Source organism: Mesorhizobium sp. ESP7-2, assembly GCF_020164715.1.
GTDB lineage: Bacteria > Pseudomonadota > Alphaproteobacteria > Rhizobiales > Rhizobiaceae > Mesorhizobium.
Genome location: NZ_JAIUGQ010000043.1, coordinates 13,121 through 29,143 on the forward strand (window position 1 = coordinate 13,121; position 16,023 = coordinate 29,143).

Annotated in this window: 23 protein-coding genes; 17 read left to right on the forward strand and 6 right to left on the reverse strand. The window is 63.6% G+C overall.

The genetic code is table 11. From position 1 onward, the window contains the following. The gene (locus LB543_RS28420) at window positions 1-612 is read left to right on the forward strand and encodes a nucleoside triphosphate hydrolase (protein ID WP_224591139.1); all 612 of its coding nucleotides are present in this window, start codon (window positions 1-3) and stop codon (window positions 610-612) included. A gap of 114 nt (window positions 613-726) precedes the next feature. After that, entirely contained in the window at window positions 727-1,068 is a 342-nt protein-coding gene (locus LB543_RS28425) for a hypothetical protein (protein ID WP_224591137.1), read from the forward strand. 28 nt (window positions 1,069-1,096) lie between these two features. Here LB543_RS28425 and LB543_RS28430 read toward each other — a convergent pair whose 3' ends face one another. The 3 genes from LB543_RS28430 to LB543_RS28440 all read right to left on the reverse strand — a co-directional run bounded on the left by LB543_RS28430 (window position 1,097) and on the right by LB543_RS28440 (window position 3,513). Then, window positions 1,097-1,801, reverse strand: coding sequence for a glutathione S-transferase family protein (locus LB543_RS28430; protein WP_224591135.1), 705 nt, complete (start codon window positions 1,799-1,801; stop codon window positions 1,097-1,099). Between the two features lie 244 nt (window positions 1,802-2,045). After that, window positions 2,046-3,254: a beta-ketoacyl-[acyl-carrier-protein] synthase family protein gene (locus tag LB543_RS28435; RefSeq protein ID WP_224616522.1), complete on the reverse strand. Its 1,209-nt coding sequence runs from the start codon at window positions 3,252-3,254 to the stop codon at window positions 2,046-2,048. A 4-nt stretch (window positions 3,255-3,258) separates the two neighbouring features. Then, entirely contained in the window at window positions 3,259-3,513 is a 255-nt protein-coding gene (locus LB543_RS28440) for an acyl carrier protein (RefSeq protein WP_027145432.1), read from the reverse strand. A 196-nt stretch (window positions 3,514-3,709) separates the two neighbouring features. On the opposite strand from LB543_RS28440, the gene LB543_RS28445 reads away from it, so the two are divergent. Genes LB543_RS28445 through LB543_RS28465 form a run of 5 tightly spaced genes read left to right on the forward strand, consistent with a single transcriptional unit; the run spans window position 3,710 to window position 6,070 of the window. Next, window positions 3,710-4,552, forward strand: coding sequence for an urease accessory protein UreD (locus tag LB543_RS28445; RefSeq protein WP_224616523.1), 843 nt, complete (start codon window positions 3,710-3,712; stop codon window positions 4,550-4,552). Window positions 4,553-4,580: 28 nt separating this feature from the next. Next, the gene (locus LB543_RS28450) at window positions 4,581-4,883 is read left to right on the forward strand and encodes an urease subunit gamma (RefSeq protein WP_224616524.1); all 303 of its coding nucleotides are present in this window, start codon (window positions 4,581-4,583) and stop codon (window positions 4,881-4,883) included. A gap of 8 nt (window positions 4,884-4,891) precedes the next feature. After that, entirely contained in the window at window positions 4,892-5,146 is a 255-nt protein-coding gene (locus tag LB543_RS28455; RefSeq protein WP_149906915.1) for a DUF1272 domain-containing protein, read from the forward strand. 24 nt (window positions 5,147-5,170) lie between these two features. Further along, the gene (locus tag LB543_RS28460) at window positions 5,171-5,758 is read left to right on the forward strand and encodes a HupE/UreJ family protein (protein WP_224616525.1); all 588 of its coding nucleotides are present in this window, start codon (window positions 5,171-5,173) and stop codon (window positions 5,756-5,758) included. A gap of 6 nt (window positions 5,759-5,764) precedes the next feature. Then, window positions 5,765-6,070: an urease subunit beta gene (locus LB543_RS28465; protein WP_224591126.1), complete on the forward strand. Its 306-nt coding sequence runs from the start codon at window positions 5,765-5,767 to the stop codon at window positions 6,068-6,070. A 74-nt stretch (window positions 6,071-6,144) separates the two neighbouring features. Here LB543_RS28465 and LB543_RS28470 read toward each other — a convergent pair whose 3' ends face one another. Together LB543_RS28470 and LB543_RS28475 are read right to left on the reverse strand one after the other, a co-directional pair. Then, window positions 6,145-6,639, reverse strand: coding sequence for a hypothetical protein (locus LB543_RS28470; protein WP_224616526.1), 495 nt, complete (start codon window positions 6,637-6,639; stop codon window positions 6,145-6,147). Window positions 6,640-6,753: 114 nt separating this feature from the next. Continuing rightward, complete coding sequence (locus LB543_RS28475; RefSeq protein WP_140757311.1) at window positions 6,754-7,131, reverse strand: hypothetical protein; 378 nt, start codon at window positions 7,129-7,131, stop codon at window positions 6,754-6,756. A gap of 167 nt (window positions 7,132-7,298) precedes the next feature. On the opposite strand from LB543_RS28475, the gene ureC reads away from it, so the two are divergent. From ureC to LB543_RS28520, 9 genes are all read left to right on the forward strand, one after another. After that, entirely contained in the window at window positions 7,299-9,011 is a 1,713-nt protein-coding gene (gene ureC / locus LB543_RS28480; RefSeq protein WP_140757312.1) for an urease subunit alpha, read from the forward strand. Window positions 9,012-9,138: 127 nt separating this feature from the next. Continuing rightward, window positions 9,139-9,627, forward strand: coding sequence for a DUF29 domain-containing protein (locus LB543_RS28485; RefSeq protein WP_140757313.1), 489 nt, complete (start codon window positions 9,139-9,141; stop codon window positions 9,625-9,627). A gap of 48 nt (window positions 9,628-9,675) precedes the next feature. After that, complete coding sequence (locus LB543_RS28490) at window positions 9,676-10,269, forward strand: hypothetical protein (RefSeq protein ID WP_140757314.1); 594 nt, start codon at window positions 9,676-9,678, stop codon at window positions 10,267-10,269. A gap of 44 nt (window positions 10,270-10,313) precedes the next feature. Further along, window positions 10,314-10,949, forward strand: coding sequence for a glutathione S-transferase family protein (locus LB543_RS28495; protein WP_318013018.1), 636 nt, complete (start codon window positions 10,314-10,316; stop codon window positions 10,947-10,949). A 68-nt stretch (window positions 10,950-11,017) separates the two neighbouring features. Beyond that, complete coding sequence (gene ureE / locus LB543_RS28500; protein WP_224616528.1) at window positions 11,018-11,593, forward strand: urease accessory protein UreE; 576 nt, start codon at window positions 11,018-11,020, stop codon at window positions 11,591-11,593. Then, window positions 11,586-12,257, forward strand: coding sequence for an urease accessory protein UreF (locus LB543_RS28505; protein WP_224616529.1), 672 nt, complete (start codon window positions 11,586-11,588; stop codon window positions 12,255-12,257). The genes ureE and LB543_RS28505 overlap by 8 nt, the downstream gene beginning before the upstream one ends. After that, window positions 12,254-12,694 carry a DUF3995 domain-containing protein gene (locus LB543_RS28510; protein WP_224616530.1) on the forward strand — a complete coding sequence of 147 codons (441 nt, stop codon included), beginning with the start codon at window positions 12,254-12,256 and terminating at the stop codon, window positions 12,692-12,694. Before LB543_RS28505 ends, LB543_RS28510 begins: the two co-directional genes overlap by 4 nt. Continuing rightward, window positions 12,691-13,332, forward strand: coding sequence for an urease accessory protein UreG (gene ureG / locus LB543_RS28515; protein ID WP_224616531.1), 642 nt, complete (start codon window positions 12,691-12,693; stop codon window positions 13,330-13,332). Before LB543_RS28510 ends, ureG begins: the two co-directional genes overlap by 4 nt. An 80-nt stretch (window positions 13,333-13,412) precedes the next feature. Further along, window positions 13,413-14,180, forward strand: coding sequence for a class II aldolase and adducin N-terminal domain-containing protein (locus LB543_RS28520; RefSeq protein WP_140508265.1), 768 nt, complete (start codon window positions 13,413-13,415; stop codon window positions 14,178-14,180). Between the two features lie 3 nt (window positions 14,181-14,183). Here LB543_RS28520 and LB543_RS28525 read toward each other — a convergent pair whose 3' ends face one another. Then, window positions 14,184-14,816, reverse strand: a complete 633-nt coding sequence (locus LB543_RS28525) for an HAD family hydrolase (protein ID WP_224616532.1) — start codon at window positions 14,814-14,816, stop codon at window positions 14,184-14,186. 243 nt (window positions 14,817-15,059) lie between these two features. Between LB543_RS28525 and LB543_RS28530 the strand changes: the two genes are divergently transcribed. Next, window positions 15,060-16,019, forward strand: a complete 960-nt coding sequence (locus tag LB543_RS28530; protein ID WP_140757321.1) for a sugar-binding transcriptional regulator — start codon at window positions 15,060-15,062, stop codon at window positions 16,017-16,019. The last annotated feature ends 4 nt before the right edge of the window (window positions 16,020-16,023 follow it).

Here is a 16,023-nt window from a genome sequence, read left to right on the forward strand (position 1 = left end):
ATGTCCGAAATCGCCCACCTCGCCGCCACCATCTTCAAGCGCGCCGGCAAGGCGAAGCGCTTCATCGTCGCCATTGCCGGGCCGCCGGGCGCCGGCAAGTCGGCATTATCGGCAAGTCTGCATGATCTTTTGCCGGAAGGCGCGGTGGAAGTCGTGCCCATGGATGGCTTCCACTATGACGACATCGTGCTCGAGCAGCGCGGCCTGCGCGCGCGGAAGGGCGCGCCCGACACGTTCGACTTCGGCGGCTTCGAGGCGCTTCTGAAGCGCATCCGCGCCGGCGAGCCCGAAATCGCCATACCGGTCTTCGACCGCGGTATGGAATTGTCGCGCGCCGCCGCGGCGATCGTCGGCGCCGAGACCAAGTTCATCCTGGTCGAAGGCAATTACCTGTTGCTCGACGAGGAGCCTTGGTCGCGGCTGGCGCCGCTGTTCGATTTCTCGATCTTCGTCGACGTGCCGCGCAACGAGCTCGAACGCCGCCTGATGGAACGCTGGCACGAGCATGGCCGTTCCGAGGCGGATGCGCGCGCCTGGATCGCCTCCAACGACATGCCCAACATCGAACGCGTGCTGGCACGGCGCCGGGCGGCCGACCTGGTCATTGGTTAACGCGGGTTAATCTCGATCAACCTGTTTAATTTTCGGTATTTTTCGACGGGAACCTTAAGACTTACAAGGCGTTATCCCGATCAGGCAATCATGCCAGAAGAGGGATTCCGTCCGATGGCAACCAAAGCAAAAAAGCCCGCCAGGGGCAAGTCAGCCCAACCGAAAGCGCCGCAATCGACGGCCGGGGCTGGCCCGGCGGTCGCCCAGCGCTCCAAGGATACAAAGGCCTTCGGCAAGGCGCCGCCGAAGAAGGTCGTACCAGGTGGCGCGCCGAAAGTGACCGCGCCAAAAGCGGCTGCCAAGACAGCCCAAGCGAGGAAGCCGGCCGCAGGCGGCTCGAAGGTTCGCACGGCGGCCAACATTGCCGCTGGAGCGGTCGTGGCCACGGCGCGAGGCGTGGCGTCCCTCGCCGCCTCCGTGGTCGGCAAGGGCGGATCCAAGGCGAAAGCAAAGTAGGGCCTTGTCCCCGTGGGGCCGGCGGGGTTCAGCTCCGCGCCGGAATGGTCAGGCCCTTCTGCACTGCCGGCCGCGCCAGACCGCGCTCCAGCCACGCTGCCAGATTGGTGAAATCATCGAAGCCAACCAGATCGCGCGCCTCGTAAAAGCCGATCAGGTTGCGCACCCAGCCGAGCAGCGAGATGTCGGCGATGGTGTAGTCATTGTCCATGATCCACTTGCGGCCCTTCAGCCTGACGTCGAGAACGCCGAGCAGGCGGCGCGATTCGTCGCGGTAACGCTCCAGCGGCCGCTTGTCGGCGATCTCGCGGCCGGCGAATTTGTGGAAGAAACCGACCTGGCCGAACATCGGCCCGACGGAGGCCATCTGGAAGAAGACCCACTGGATCGTTTCGTAGCGCCGTGCTGCATCCGCTGGGATGAGCAGGCCGGTCTTTTCAGCGAGGTAGAGCAGGATGGCGCCGGATTCGAACAGGCCGATCGGCGCGCCGTCAGGGCCGTTGGGATCGATGATCGCCGGAATCTTGCCGTTGGGATTGAGCGACAGGAATTCCGGGGTCCAGCTCTCGTTCTTGCCGATGTTGATCAGATGCGGCTCATAGGGCAGGCCGAGTTCCTCCAGCGCGATCGATATCTTCACTCCGTTCGGCGTCGTTGCCGAATAGAGCTGAATCTGGTCCGGATGCTTCGCTGGCCAACGGGTTGCGATCGGAAAGGCGGACAAGTCGGCCATCGAGAACTCCTGAGCGGGGGGATTTGCGCCAAGCGGCGCGGGGGCGGCGGGTCTGCCAAGAATTAGCTAGGGCTGCGGTCGGATGGGATCAATATGGCGGCGACGCTTTCACCATGCACGGATAGTCAACCGTTCCGGACCGCCTGGGGCAGGTGGTGACCGACCGGGACGGTGGTGACTGCCCGGGGAGGTAGTAACCGCCCGGGAGGTAGTAACCGCCCGGGGCAGGTAGTAACCGCCAGGATTAGATGGCCTTGAAGGCCAGCACCGCATTGGTGCCGCCAAAGGCAAAGCTATTGCTGATGGCGGCGCGCACCTTGCGCTCGCGCGCGACATTCGGCGTCACGTCAAGATCGCAGTCGGGATCGGCCTCGCGGTAATTTGCCGTCGGCGGCACAACGCCTTCGCGGATCGCCATGACGCAGGCGATCATCTCCAGCCCGCCCGAGGCGCCGAGGCAATGCGCATGCATCGACTTGGTCGAGGAGACGGAGAGCGCCCGCGCATGGTCGCCGAAGACGCGCTTGATCGCGGTGGTCTCGATCTGGTCGTTGGCCTTGGTGCCGGTGCCGTGCGCGTTGAGGTAGTCGACATCCTGGGGATTGAGCCCGGCATCGGCCAGGCAGAAGCGCATCGCCGCTTCCGGTCCCTCGACGGTAGGCGCGACTATGTCCGAGGCATCGGCCGAAAGGCCGGCGCCGGCGATCTCGGCCAAAATGGTGGCGCCGCGCGCCATCGCATGGTCGTAGCTTTCCAGAACCGCCATGCCGGCACCCTCGCCCAGCACCAAGCCCTGGCGGTCGGCAGAAAATGGCCTGCACGTGTCGGGCGACAACACACGCAGTGCCTCCCAGCCCTTCAGCACGCCCCACACCAGCGGCGCCTCGGTGCCGCCGGCCACCATGACGTCGGCGCGGCCGAGCCTGATCTGGTCGACCGCCGATGCGATGGCATGATTGGCCGACGAACAGGCCGACGTGACGCCGAACACCGGTCCGCGCAAACCCAGATGCATGCTGATCTGGCCGGAGGCGGCGCCCGGCATGACCCTGGGAACGGTGAAGATGCCGGCGCGATTCTTGCCCTCGATCAGGATGGCGCGATAGTTCTCCTCGACCGTCTCGAACCCGCAGACGCCAACACCGACAATGGTTCCCATCCGATAGGTATTGTCCGCATGCGGAGCCAATCCGGACTGCCGCATGGCTTCTTTCGCCGCGAGCACCGCCAGCAGGCTGAAGCGGTCCATCGACACCAGTTGCTTGCGCTCGATGCCGTGATCCGGCAGCGCCTTGATCTCGCAGCCGGTCTTGACCTTCAGATCGTGCAGGAAGGGATTGTCGATGGGCCCGATCGCCGATCGGCCGGCCCGCATCTCGGCCCAGATTGCCTGTGCATCGGTGCCCAATCCGCACAGCCCGCCGATGCCGGTAATGACGACGCGCTTCAGCATTCGGTCAGGCTTTTTTCGCGATCAGAGCGCGAACGGCCTCAACCATGTCGCCGACATTCTTCAGATTGCTCCAGGCGTCGACCGTGTTCATCTCGATCTCGATGCCATATTGCTCCTCGAGGTCGAAGATGATCTCGGTCAGCTCCAGCGAATGGATGCCCAGCGCCGTCAATTCGGTCGTGGTGGTGATTTCCTCGCCGCCCGGCTCGGCATGGGCCTTGATCTTCTCGATGATGTCCGTTGCCAGCTGGTCAGCCATTCGGTTTCTTCCCCACTTGTCGTTTCCGACGCTGAACAGCGTCTTCTTGTCCTCGATAGCAGGCCGCGATCTTCGCCTTATACCCCCGCCAAGCGTCGCCTGACCGTACCAAGGTGGTTCCCTCTATAGAAACGGAAACGTCATCAAGCAACAAGCTATATGTCGACAAAAGCGCCACAGTGCTTAACCTGACGGCGTGGATACGATCGAAAATACGAAGTTCTCGGGTAAGCTGGCCCAGCGTGCGGCCGGCAAGGCGCAGCTTGGTTGCGCCAGCATCGACGGACACACGCGGCTGCGGCGCCTCTATCAGGACGGCTCCGCCAAGATAAGGCTGCCGGCCGTTTCGGCCGGTCCGCTGGAGGCGGTCCTGATCAACACCGCCGGCGGGCTGACCGGCGGCGACCGCCTCGGCTGGGATGTCGATGTCGGCGCGGATGCCAGCGCCACGATAACGACCCAGGCCTGCGAAAAAGTCTATCGCGCTGCGTCGGACCATGCCGAAGTGCGGGTCAAGCTGACCGTCGGTCAGAACGGCAGCATCGCCTGGTTGCCGCAGGAAACCATCGTCTTCGACCGCGCCGCGTTTGTTCGTACGTTGGATGTCGAGCTTGCCGTGGGGGCCGAGGCGCTGGTGCTGGAAGCGGCCGTTTTCGGCCGCCTGGCCATGGGCGAACGTGCCGCGCAGGGCACTTTTCGCGACCGCTGGCGTATCCGCAGGGAAGGAATTCTCATTCATGCCGAGGATTTCCGCATCGGACCCGATATCGCCGACACTCTGGCCCGTCCGGCGACATCAGGCGGCGCGATCGCCGTGGCTACGCTGCTGCTGGTGTCGCCGCGCGCGGAAGCCTTGCTCGACCCGGTTCGGGAGATCATTGGCGACCGGGGCGGCGCCAGCGTCTGGACAGTGAAGACATCTGGCAAGCTTCTTGCGAGGCTTTACGCCGGGGACGGCTACCACCTGCGCCAGCGGCTGGTCCCGCTCGTCGAATTGCTCAACGGAAGGGCGGGGTTGCCCAAATTATGGTCACTGTGACTGTGGCCGCATCATTTCAGGAAGACGCATGAACCTGACGCCAAGGGAAAAGGACAAGCTGCTGATCGCCATGGCGGCGATCGTGGCGCGCAAGCGGCTCGAGCGCGGCGTCAAGCTCAACCATCCGGAAGCCATCGCGCTGATCACCGATTTCGTCGTCGAGGGCGCCCGCGATGGCCGCCCGGTCGCCGAGCTGATGGAGGCCGGCGCTCATGTCGTCAGCCGCGCGCAGGTGATGGAAGGCATCGCCGAGATGATCCATGACGTGCAGGTGGAAGTGACTTTTCCCGACGGCACCAAGCTGGTGACCGTGCACGAACCGATCCGGTGAGGAAAAAAATGCTTGAGCTGCGCCCGAACTGCGAATGCTGTGACAAGGATCTGCCGCCGGAAGCGAAGGATGCGCTGATCTGCACCTTCGAGTGCACCTTCTGCGCCGGCTGCGTCGAAAACGTGCTTGGCGGCGTCTGCCCAAACTGCGGCGGCAATTTTACAGCCCGGCCGATTCGCCCGGCCGCGATGCTGAAGAAATATCCGGCTTCGACCAAACGCGTGCTCAAGGCCGAGGGCTGCGGCCCCCGCAGGGCCGCCTGACACCGCAAACGAAAGGCAAGTAAAATGATCCCTGTCAAACGCCTGTGCCTCTCGGCGACACTGCTCGTGGCGGCAGCCATGCCTGCCTACGCCCATGTCGGCATTGGCACGACATCCTCCTTCATGGCCGGCTTCACGCATCCGCTGTCCGGCCTCGACCATATGACGGTGATGCTCGCTGTCGGTCTGTGGGCGGCCCTCAAGGGCGGCAAGGCGATCTGGGCCTGGCCTGCGGCGTTCGTCGCCGTCATGCTCGGTGGCGCGGCCCTTGGTATGGCTCATATGCCGTTGCCGTTCGTCGAGCCGGGGATACTGGCCTCCGTCGTGGCGGTTGGACTGCTGGTGGCGTTGGCGGTCGATCTGCCCGTTTCGGCCAGTGTCGCCATCATCGGTCTGTTCGCGCTGTTTCACGGCCACGCCCATGGCACGGAAGTGCCGGAAAATGCCGGCGGGCTCGAATATATGACCGGCTTTGCCATCGCCACCGTGCTGCTCCATGCCATCGGCATCGCCGCTGGTCTGAGCCTCGGCCTGAGGTTCCGTGGTGTGGCCCGTATCGCGGGTGCCGCCTGCGCGGCGATCGGCGTCGGCCTCGCCTTCGGCGTCGTGTGAGGTCCCATGATCCCCGGCGAAATCATCCCTGCTCGAGGCGACATCGAACTCAACAAGGGTCTGCCGACCGTCACCCTGAAAGTCGCCAACAGTGGCGACCGCCCGGTCCAGGTCGGCAGCCACTACCATTTCTTCGAAACCAACGAGGCGCTGAAATTCGACCGCGAGCGCGCGCGCGGCATGCGCCTCGACATCGCCGCCGGCACCGCCACGCGCTTCGAACCGGGGCAGGAACGCGACGTCACGCTGGTGCCGCTCGGCGGCAAGCGCGAGGTCTATGGATTTCAGCAGAAGGTGATGGGCAAGCTGTGAGGGCGTCTCATGCCTGGTGCGCAAGGCCGGCCAACGGCTTCGGGGCAAACCTGAAAGCAAACGATGCCTTCGGCTCAGCCAGACGGTTTGGCGGCCGCATAGATGACGATCTTTCCGGGATCGTCGAACTCGACGGCGAGAACGTCCTCGGCAAGCACGCGCCGCGACTCGATGGCATTGAAGAGCAGGGCGTTGGCTTCGATCTCCTTGCGCAGTTCGGTAACATCGTCCTGATGCTGCCGAACCTTGTTCTCGATGGCCGGTGGCGGGCCGCCCTCGCTGCGCGCCGCGTCGGTCAGGAACACGATATCGACCTTGTCGAGCTTGGATGTCTTGCGCACCGTGCTGATATTTTCACGCGTGCGGTCGATCGCCGAATTGACCTTTCCAATCTCGGCGGTCGTCTTGGCCTCTTCCTGGTTGACGTGCGAGCCGACGATGCGGTCGACGGTCTCCGGACTTTGAAGGCCCTGCGCGTTCAGCGCCGCCGGGGGGAGACTCACCACCAGAAACGCAGCTGCGGCAACGGCGTGCAGCCAACGGACATCGGGCAAGTTGGTGTCGGTCATCGTCCACTTTCGCGGTTTGTTTCGACGCTCAGGAAACGAAACGACTCCGGCTCTGCCACGGTTCCCGTCACGATTCGGCGGGCGGACCGGATACCGGCCCGCCACGCCGGGTCTTTAACTCGCTTTCTTGGTGATCAGGGTCAGCGCGCCATTCGGCTCCATGCTGGCCGCGACCACTTGAGCCGAGGTCATTCCCTTGGCCTGGAGGGCGGATTTCACCTTGGGGGTGGCGTCGATCGAACTGCGCAGTTTCTGCAGGCCTGCGTCGCCACGCTGCGCGATCACCTGGTTGACCTGCGTCTGCGTGTCCTTCGGCAACTCGCTGATGTCGATGACGTTGACGCTCTGGATCGCCGGCGCGGCCTGCTGACCGCCAGGGGCGGCTGGAGCCGGCGCGCTTGGAGCGGGCTGTTGCGCGGGCTGCTGCTGGGCACTGGCGGCACCAACCAGCATCAGGGTGGCGGCAGTTGCAAGAACTATCGTTTTGCGCATGGATTTTCCTTCCATCGTTTTGGCAAACGGTCGTTTTGGGGTGGCGCCCCAACCTCAACCGCCAAATGGGTTCAGAAGGTGTCGCCGAGCGGGTCATTGCGTGACTATTGGATGGCGACAATGTGTAGCTGGGCTTCGATCACACCGCATTTCGGGAGCAATCGCTGATGGCCAGACTAACCCGTGCCGCCTACGCCCAGATGTATGGCCCGACCGTTGGCGACAAAGTGCGGCTTGCCGACACCGAGCTGATCATCGAGGTCGAGAAGGATTTCACCATTCATGGCGAGGAGGTGAAATTCGGCGGCGGCAAGGTCATTCGCGACGGCATGGGCCAGAGCCAGGTTTCCCGTGCTCAAGGCGCGGTCGACACCGTCATCACCAACGCGCTGGTGATCGATGCCAGCGCCGGCATCTTCAAGGCCGATATCGGCCTCAGGGATGGCCGCATCGCGGCAATAGGCAAGGCCGGCAATCCCGATACGCAGGATGGCGTCACCATCATCATCGGTCCCGGCACGGAAATCATCGCCGGCGAGGGCAAGATCCTCACCGCCGGTGGCTTCGACGCGCATATCCACTTCATCTGCCCGCAGCAGATCGAGGAGGCGCTGATGTCGGGCATCACCACCATGCTCGGCGGCGGCACCGGCCCGGCGCATGGCACGCTGGCCACCACCTGCACGCCGGGGCCATGGCACATGGCGCGCATGATCCAGTCCTTCGACGCCTTCCCGATGAATATCGGCCTGTCGGGCAAGGGCAACGCCTCTCTGCCTGCAGCACTCGAAGAGATGGTGCTGGGCGGCGCTTGCTCGCTCAAGCTCCACGAGGACTGGGGCACGACGCCGGCGGCAATCGACTGCTGCCTGTCGGTCGCCGACGACTACGACGTGCAGGTCATGATCCACACCGATACGCTCAACGAATCCGGCTTTGTCGAGAACACCGTGGCGGCCATCAAGGGCCGCACCATCCACGCCTTCCACACCGAGGGCGCCGGCGGCGGCCATGCACCGGATATCATCAAGGTCTGTGGCCTGCCCAACGTCATCCCGTCCTCGACCAACCCGACACGGCCCTACACGGTCAACACGCTGGCCGAGCATCTCGACATGCTGATGGTCTGCCATCATCTGTCGCCGTCGATCCCCGAGGACATCGCCTTTGCCGAAAGCCGCATCCGCAAGGAGACCATCGCGGCCGAGGACATCCTGCACGACATAGGCGCCTTCTCGATCATCTCGTCGGACAGCCAGGCCATGGGTCGCGTCGGCGAGGTGGCGATCCGCACCTGGCAGACCGCCGACAAGATGAAGCGCCAGCGCGGGTCATTGCCGCAGGAGACCGGCGACAACGACAATTTCCGCGTCCGCCGCTATATCGCCAAATACACCATCAATCCGGCCATCGCGCACGGGCTGTCGAAGGAGATCGGCTCGATCGCGGTCGGCAAACGCGCCGACCTGGTGCTGTGGAATCCGGCCTTCTTCGGCGTCAAGCCGGATATGGTGCTGATCGGCGGCATGATCGCCGCCGCCCCGATGGGCGATCCCAACGCCTCGATCCCGACGCCGCAGCCGATGCACTACCGGCCGATGTTCGGCGCCTATGGCAAAGCCCGGACCAACTCGTCCGTGACTTTCGTCTCGAAGGCCGCGCTCGAATCAGGTTTGCACGGCAGGCTCGGCGTCGACAAGCAATTCGTCGCCGTCGAAAACACGCGCGGCGGCATCGGCAAGCACTCGATGGTGCTCAACGACGCCACGCCGCATATCGAGGTCGATCCGGAAACCTACGAGGTACGCGCCGACGGCGAACTCTTGACCTGCGAGCCGGCGACCGTGCTGCCGATGGCGCAGCGGTATTTTCTGTTTTGATAGGATTATCGCGAGCCATGGCCTTCGTTAAATGCGGCGGTGAGTAGGTTGTGCGGGGCTGTCCGAATAGGCCCACTCGTTCTTCGCGGACTTGGAAATCGTACGCTTTGGGAGCAATATGTCCTCAATGAACAAGATATTCCGCAAACAGCAATTGACGCCCTACGAGGCCGACTATGCTCAGTGGTGCGCCGAACAGGGCGCGCTGCTGCGCGAAGGTCGTCTTTCCGACATCGATCGTGAGAATGTTGCTGAGGAGATCGAGAGCTTGGGGCGGAGCGACAAAAGGGAAATTGCGAGCAGGCTCGGCACTTTGGTCCTTCACTTGCTGAAATGGGAGTTTCAGCCTGAGCAGCGCAAAACGGGCTGGTTGCTGACAATTCGGGAGCAACGGCTTCGGATTGCGGGACTGCTTGATGAGAGTCCGAGCCTCAGAACATATCCTGCGCAGGTGCTCGATCGAGAGTTCAAGATAGCAAGATTGAAGGCACAGGACGAAACAGGCCTGAGGGATCGGGATTTCCCTGTCGATTGCCCCTATGGGATCAAGGAAATTTTAGACGATGACTATTTCCCAGGATCACCGTGGTCTTCGGACAACCTTATGCGAGAATAGACAGATAGTGGTTCTGACGGACGTTCCATCCCCCGGCGAGCGTTCGTCATGGCCACCGAAATAGCCTCCGCCCACGACATTTTCCCGCATATCCGCATCGTCATGGGCATGGTGATCGGGCTTGGCGTCGCCCGTTTGCTGTCGGGGGTGGCGCGCATCGTCCAGCATCCTGGCCAGTACCGGCTCTATCCCGTGCATCTGGCCTGGGTCGCCTCGGTGCTGTTGATGCTGGTGCATTTCTGGTGGTGGGAGTTCGGCCTCTACGCCATCGAAACGTGGACCTTCGGCAAATATCTTTTCATCATTTTCTACGCCATCACGCTGTTCCTGCTCTGCGCGATGCTGTTTCCGGACTCGATGCTCGACTACACCAGCTACGAGGATTTCTTCTATTCGCGCCGCGCCTGGTTCTTCGGACTGCTGGCGGCGACCTATCTGCTCGATATCATCGACACGCTGTTGAAAGGTCCCGAGCATTTCGCCCGCTTCGGCAACGAATATCTGTTCCGCACGCCGGTCTTCGTCGCGTTTTGCATCGCCGCGATCCTGGTGCGCGACCGCCGCTTCCACATCGCCTTCGTCGCGGCCGCGCTGATCTATCAGATATCGTTCATCCTGCGGCTCTTCGACACGATCGTATGAGATCGGCCGATGATCTAGAGTTCCGGGGAAAGGCAGGTTCAATGATGTACAAGGCCGTCGGATCGCGTGGCTCCCGGGTCAGTCGCGTCCTCTGGATGCTGGAGGAGCTCGGGCAGCCCTATGAATTCGTCGAGGTCAAGCTACGCTCGCCGGAAGCCTATGCGCTCAATCCGTCGGGCAAGGTGCCGATCCTCATCGACGGCGAGCTGACGGTGACGGATTCGGCGGCGATCTGTGTCTATCTCGCCGACAAGCACGCCGACAAAGGCCTGGGCGCCAATCCTGGGATCGCCGGCCGTGCCGAGATGGATTCCTGGATGCACTTCGCACAGTCGGAGTTCGAGGCGCCGCTGTGGAACAAATTGCGCCATCGCTTCCTCTTGCCCAGGGAAGTGCGGGTCGATGTCGGCCCCGCCGCGGCCTATGATTTTGCGTCGGAAGTCAAGGCGCTGGAGCGCAGGCTTGGAGACAAAACGTTTGCACTCGGCGACCGGTTCTCGGCCGTCGATGTGCTGCTTGGCGACATGGGCGGCTGGGCGCGTGCCGGCCGGTTCGCGATCGACTCCGACCGCGTCAACGCCTATTTCGACCGCGTGTTGTCGCGGCCTGCCCGTGCGCGGGCGCAAGCCAATGCATCGGCCCGAAAATCGGAATCGATTTTCGGAAAGCACGATGCATAGATTCAAAGTATTAGAGCGTCCTTTGCGCGTCCAAGAGGACGCGCGGCGCTCTAAGGAGGCTCCATGAAATGAAGCTCAACATCAACACCGACTTCACCAAATTTCCACGCGCCGTCTCGGTGCTGCCTGCTGGCAGTGTAGGAGCCACTGCACCATCCGGCCGTGCCGTTCTCGCCCATGACGAGCGGCATCTGCGCCGCCGCGCCATCGAACTTGCCGACGGCAGCAAGGTGCTCGTCGACCTGCCCGAACCTGTCGCCCTCAACGACGGCGACCGGCTCCTGCTGGAGGATGGCGGCCATATCGAGATCATCGCGGCGCCCGAAGAGGTCTATGACATCCGCGCCCGCGACGCCGTGCATCTGGCCGAACTCGCCTGGCATATCGGCAACCGCCATCTCGCGGCCGGCATCGAGGCGCACCGCATCCTCATCCTGCGCGACCACGTCATCAAGGCGATGCTGGAGGGGCTCGGAGCCACGGTGCGCGAGGTCTCCGAGCCGTTCAAACCGGTGCGCGGCGCCTATTCAGGAGGGCACGATCATGGCCATGCGCACAGCCATGCCGAAGCGCACAGCCATGGCCACGGCGAATCCCATTCGCACAGCCACGCGCATTCGCATCACGATCATCATCATGACTGACCAGCCCTCCGGCATCGCCCTGCTGCGGCTGATGGCATGGCTGTCGCCGGCCTTCCCGGTCGGCGGCTTTGCCTATAGCCATGGCCTGGAGCGCGCGGTGCATGATGGGTTGGTGACCGATGCCGCTGGCCTTGCCGGCTGGCTGGAGACGCTGGTCGAAATGGGTTCGGGCTGGAACGACGCCGTGCTGTTCGCAGAGAGCTGGCGCCGCGCCCGCGAAGGCGGCGATCTGACCGAAGTCGCAGCATTGGCCGAGGCATTGGCCGGCTCGCGCGAACGCCACACCGAGACCATGCTGCAAGGTGCGGCCTTCCTCAAAGCGGCCGGCGCCTGGCCCAATGCCGCGCTGGAGCGCTTGCCGGCCGAATGCGCCTATAGCGTCGCTGTCGGCACTGTCGCCGGCGGCAATGGCATTGCGCTGCGGGACGCGCTGTCCGCCTTCCTGCAGGCCTTCTTCTCCAACCTCGGCCAGGCTGCGATCCGGCTCGGCGTCATCGGCCAGAACGAGGCCACGACGCTGCTTGCCGGCTTCGAGCCGCTGGCGCTCTCGACCGCCGCCCGCGTATCCCGCTCGACATCGGACGATCTCGGCGGCTGCGCCTTCGTCTCCGACATCATGGCGATGATGCACGAAACCCAGTATTCGCGACTGTTCCGCTCATGATCCTCCTCGCCTTCGTCCTGTCATTGGTCCTGCTGCTGATCACGGCACTGCATGTCTATTGGGGCATCGGCGGCATCTGGCCGGGCAGGGATGCCGCGTCCTGCGCCCACGCCGTCGTCGGCTTTCGCGGCGTCGACGAAATGCCGACGCCGTTCGCCAGCTTCGCCGTTGCCGCTTGCCTTGGCCTGGCAACGCTGTGGCCGCTGGCGCTCATCGGTTTCTTTGCCTCGCCCTTTCCAAAGGAGGGGCTTGCCGCCACCTCGATGCTGATCGGTCTGGTGTTCCTGGGGCGCGGCATCGCCGGTTTCACGCCCTGGTGGCGCCGGCTGGCGCCGCAACAGCCTTTCGCGCGGCTCGATACCATTCTCTATTCGCCGCTGTGCCTGCTGATCGGGCTTAGTTTCGCGGTTCTCGCCATCACGGAGTTTCCGACATGACACAAGCTAACGGTCCTCTTCGCATCGGCATTGGCGGCCCCGTGGGTTCCGGCAAGACGACGCTCACCGAAAAACTCTGCAAGGCGCTGCGCGACGAGTTTTCCATCGCCGTCGTCACCAACGACATCTACACCAGGGAAGACGCCATGATGCTGGCCCGGCTGCAGGCGCTGCCCGAAGAGCGCATCGTCGGCGTCGAGACCGGCGGCTGTCCGCACACGGCCATCCGCGAGGACGCGTCGATCAATTTGCAGGCTATCGCCGAGCTGAACCGCAAATTCCCCGATCTCGACATCATCTTCATCGAATCCGGCGGCGACAACCTGGCCGCCACCTTCTCGCCTGATCTCGCCGACCTGACGCTCTATGTCATCTCGGTCTGCCAGGGCGAAGAGATCCCGCGCAAAGGCGGCCCGGCGATCACGCGCTCCGATTTCCTCATCATCAACAAGAGCGACCTTGCGCCCTATGTGAACGTCAATCTCGACGTCATGGAGAGCGATGCCGGACGCATGCGCGGCAAGCGGCCGTTCGGCTTCACCGATCTTTCGCGCGGCAAGGGGTTGCAGGAGGTCATCGATTTCATCGTCGAGCATGGCGGATTGCGGACCGTGGGCGCCGCAAGCACGGCGGCATAACTGGCCTTCTGCACCAAGCGAAAGCGGTTGCGGGCACCAGCGGAGCGCGGCATTCTTGCCGAAACCGGAGGATTTTTAAGATGAGCATTGCCCGCCTGCAGAAGGAGACGCTGACCAACCTGCCCTTCTACGAAGAGCGCGTCGATCTCGCATGCGCCTTCCGTTGGACGGCGCGGCTCAACATGCACGAAGCGGTGGCCAATCATTTTTCGCTGGCAGTCAATGATGACGGCACCAGGTTCCTGATGAACCCGAACCAAGTGCATTTCTCGCGCATCAAGGCGAGCGACCTGATCGAAATCGACGCCAACGACCCCGACACGCTTTCGGGGCCGAATGCACCAGACCCGACGGCATGGGGCCTGCATGGCGCCGTCCATCGCAATGTGCCGCACGCGCGCTGCGTCATGCATGTCCATTCGATCCACGCCACCGTGCTGGCCTCGCTTGCCGACTCGACTCTGCCGCCGATCGACCAGAATTCGGCGATGTTCTTCAACCGTCACGTCGTCGACGCGCATTATGGCGGGCTGGCCTTCGAGGAAGAGGGCGAGCGCTGCTCGCAGCTTCTCGCCGACCCCAAGGTCAAGGTAATGGTCATGGGCAACCATGGCGTGCTGGTCATCGGCGACACCGTCGCCGACGCCTTCAACCGCATGTTCTATTTCGAGCGCGCCGCCGAGACCTACATCAAGGCGCTCTGGACCGGCCGGCCGTTGCGCACGCTCTCCGACGCGATCGCCGAGAAGGCGGCGAGCGAGATGGACGATTATCCAGGCCAAGCCGAACGTCATCTCGCCGAGTTGAAGGCGATCCTCGACGAACAGGAGCCGGCGTACCGGAACTGAGGGCTACAGTCCGAGTTGAGCCCGCAATTCCGCGGCGCTGTTGATGACAATTGCCCCGGGCGGTCCTTCCATCGGCTTTTCAGGCCAGAAGATGGTCTTCATTCCCGCCGCCAGCCCCGCCATGGCGCCCGGCCAGCTGTCGTCGACCGCGACGGCGTGTGCGGGATCAACGTCGGCCAGATAGGCGGCACGCAGGAAAGGCTCGGCGTGCGGCTTGCCTTCCCGCACGTCGTTGCGGCTGATCGTCTTCATGCCGGGATAGGTGAGGCCGACCATGCGCAGGTTGGCGTCGACGATCATCCGGTCCGAATTGGAGACCACTGCCTGCTGTACGCCGAGCGCGCGCAATTCGTTGAAGACCTCGATCGCGCCAGGGCGCGGCTTCAGTCCCTCGACCAACGGCAGGTAATGCTCATATTTGTGAACGATCCATTCGTCGAAGGGCAGTTGCAGCCCGAACTCGCCGCGCATCATTTCGTAGACCGGCCAGGCGGCGACGCCGAGCACACGCTCGTGCAGATCGTCAGGCGGCGTGAGGCCGGCATTGCGCATCGCTGCAATGAGGGCCGCCGCGTGCAGCGGTTCGCTGTCGACCAGCGTGCCGTCCATGTCCCAGAAAACCGCCTTCGGTGTCATGCAGCGCTCCTTTTTGCGATCCCTTAAAGGGTTTGCGCCGGGAGATAAACCTTTGCCGGGCATGGAACATGCCTTCTGGTGGATACGGAACCAGCCGCGCTTGCCCTGGCCTGATGTTGGCGGAGAAAACCTCGGGTGCATCGGCGCAAGCATTTGCTCTTGAGATTGACAATTGCGCAGGCGGCCATTCCCTGCGAAAGTGATATGGACCGCCTGGTGACCGGCGGGTTCGGGAGGCAGGACGTGAATACCCGGCAGGATGGCGGCAGCAACAGGCTGGACGACGCGGCGCGCGCCGGCTGGCTCTATTATGTTGCCGGCAACACACAGGACCAGATCGCCGCCACGCTCGGCATATCGAGGCAGACGGCGCAGCGGCTGGTATCCCTGGCGGTGTCGGAAGGCCTGATCAAGGTTCGCGTCGATCATCCGATCGCCAACTGCCTGGACCTTGCCGCGCGGCTGAAATCGCGCTTCGCGCTCGACCTTGTCGAGGTGGTGCCGAGCGACCCCAATTCATCCTCCACCACCATCGGCATCGCCGAAGCGGCGGCCGCCGAGATCGAGCGGCGGCTGCGGTCGCCGACGCCGATCGTCATGGGCATCGGCACTGGGCGCACGCTGAAGGCGGCGATCGAGCAATTGCCGCCGATGGAATGCCCGCAGCACAAGGTGGTGTCCTTGACCGGAAACATCTCGCCGGACGGTTCGGCCGCCTTCTACAACGTCATCTTCACCATGGCCGACAGGGTCAAGGCGCGGTCCTTCCCGATGCCGCTGCCGGTCATCGCATCCTCGCCGCAGGAGCGCGAGATGCTGCTCAACCAGCCGATGATCCAGCCGACGCTGGCGCTTGCCGCCGAGGCCGATGTCACCTTCATCGGCATTGGCGACCTTGGCCCGAAGGCGCCGCTCTACGAGGATGGCTTCATTTCCGAAAGCGAGCTGAAAGCCTTGCAGAAAGCCGGCGGCGTCGCCGAAATCGTCGGCTGGGTGTTCGATCGCGAGGGCCGCATGATCGAAGGCATCACCAATGACCGGGTGTCGTCGGCGGCGCTGCCGTCACGCGAGAAGTCGCTCGTCATCGCGCTTGCCATGGGCGAGCGCAAGCTGCCCGGCATCCTGGCGGCCGTCAACCGCCGGCTGGTCAACGGGCTCATTACCGATGAGCGCACGGCGGCCGCCCTGCTGGCCAGCATTTGACGGC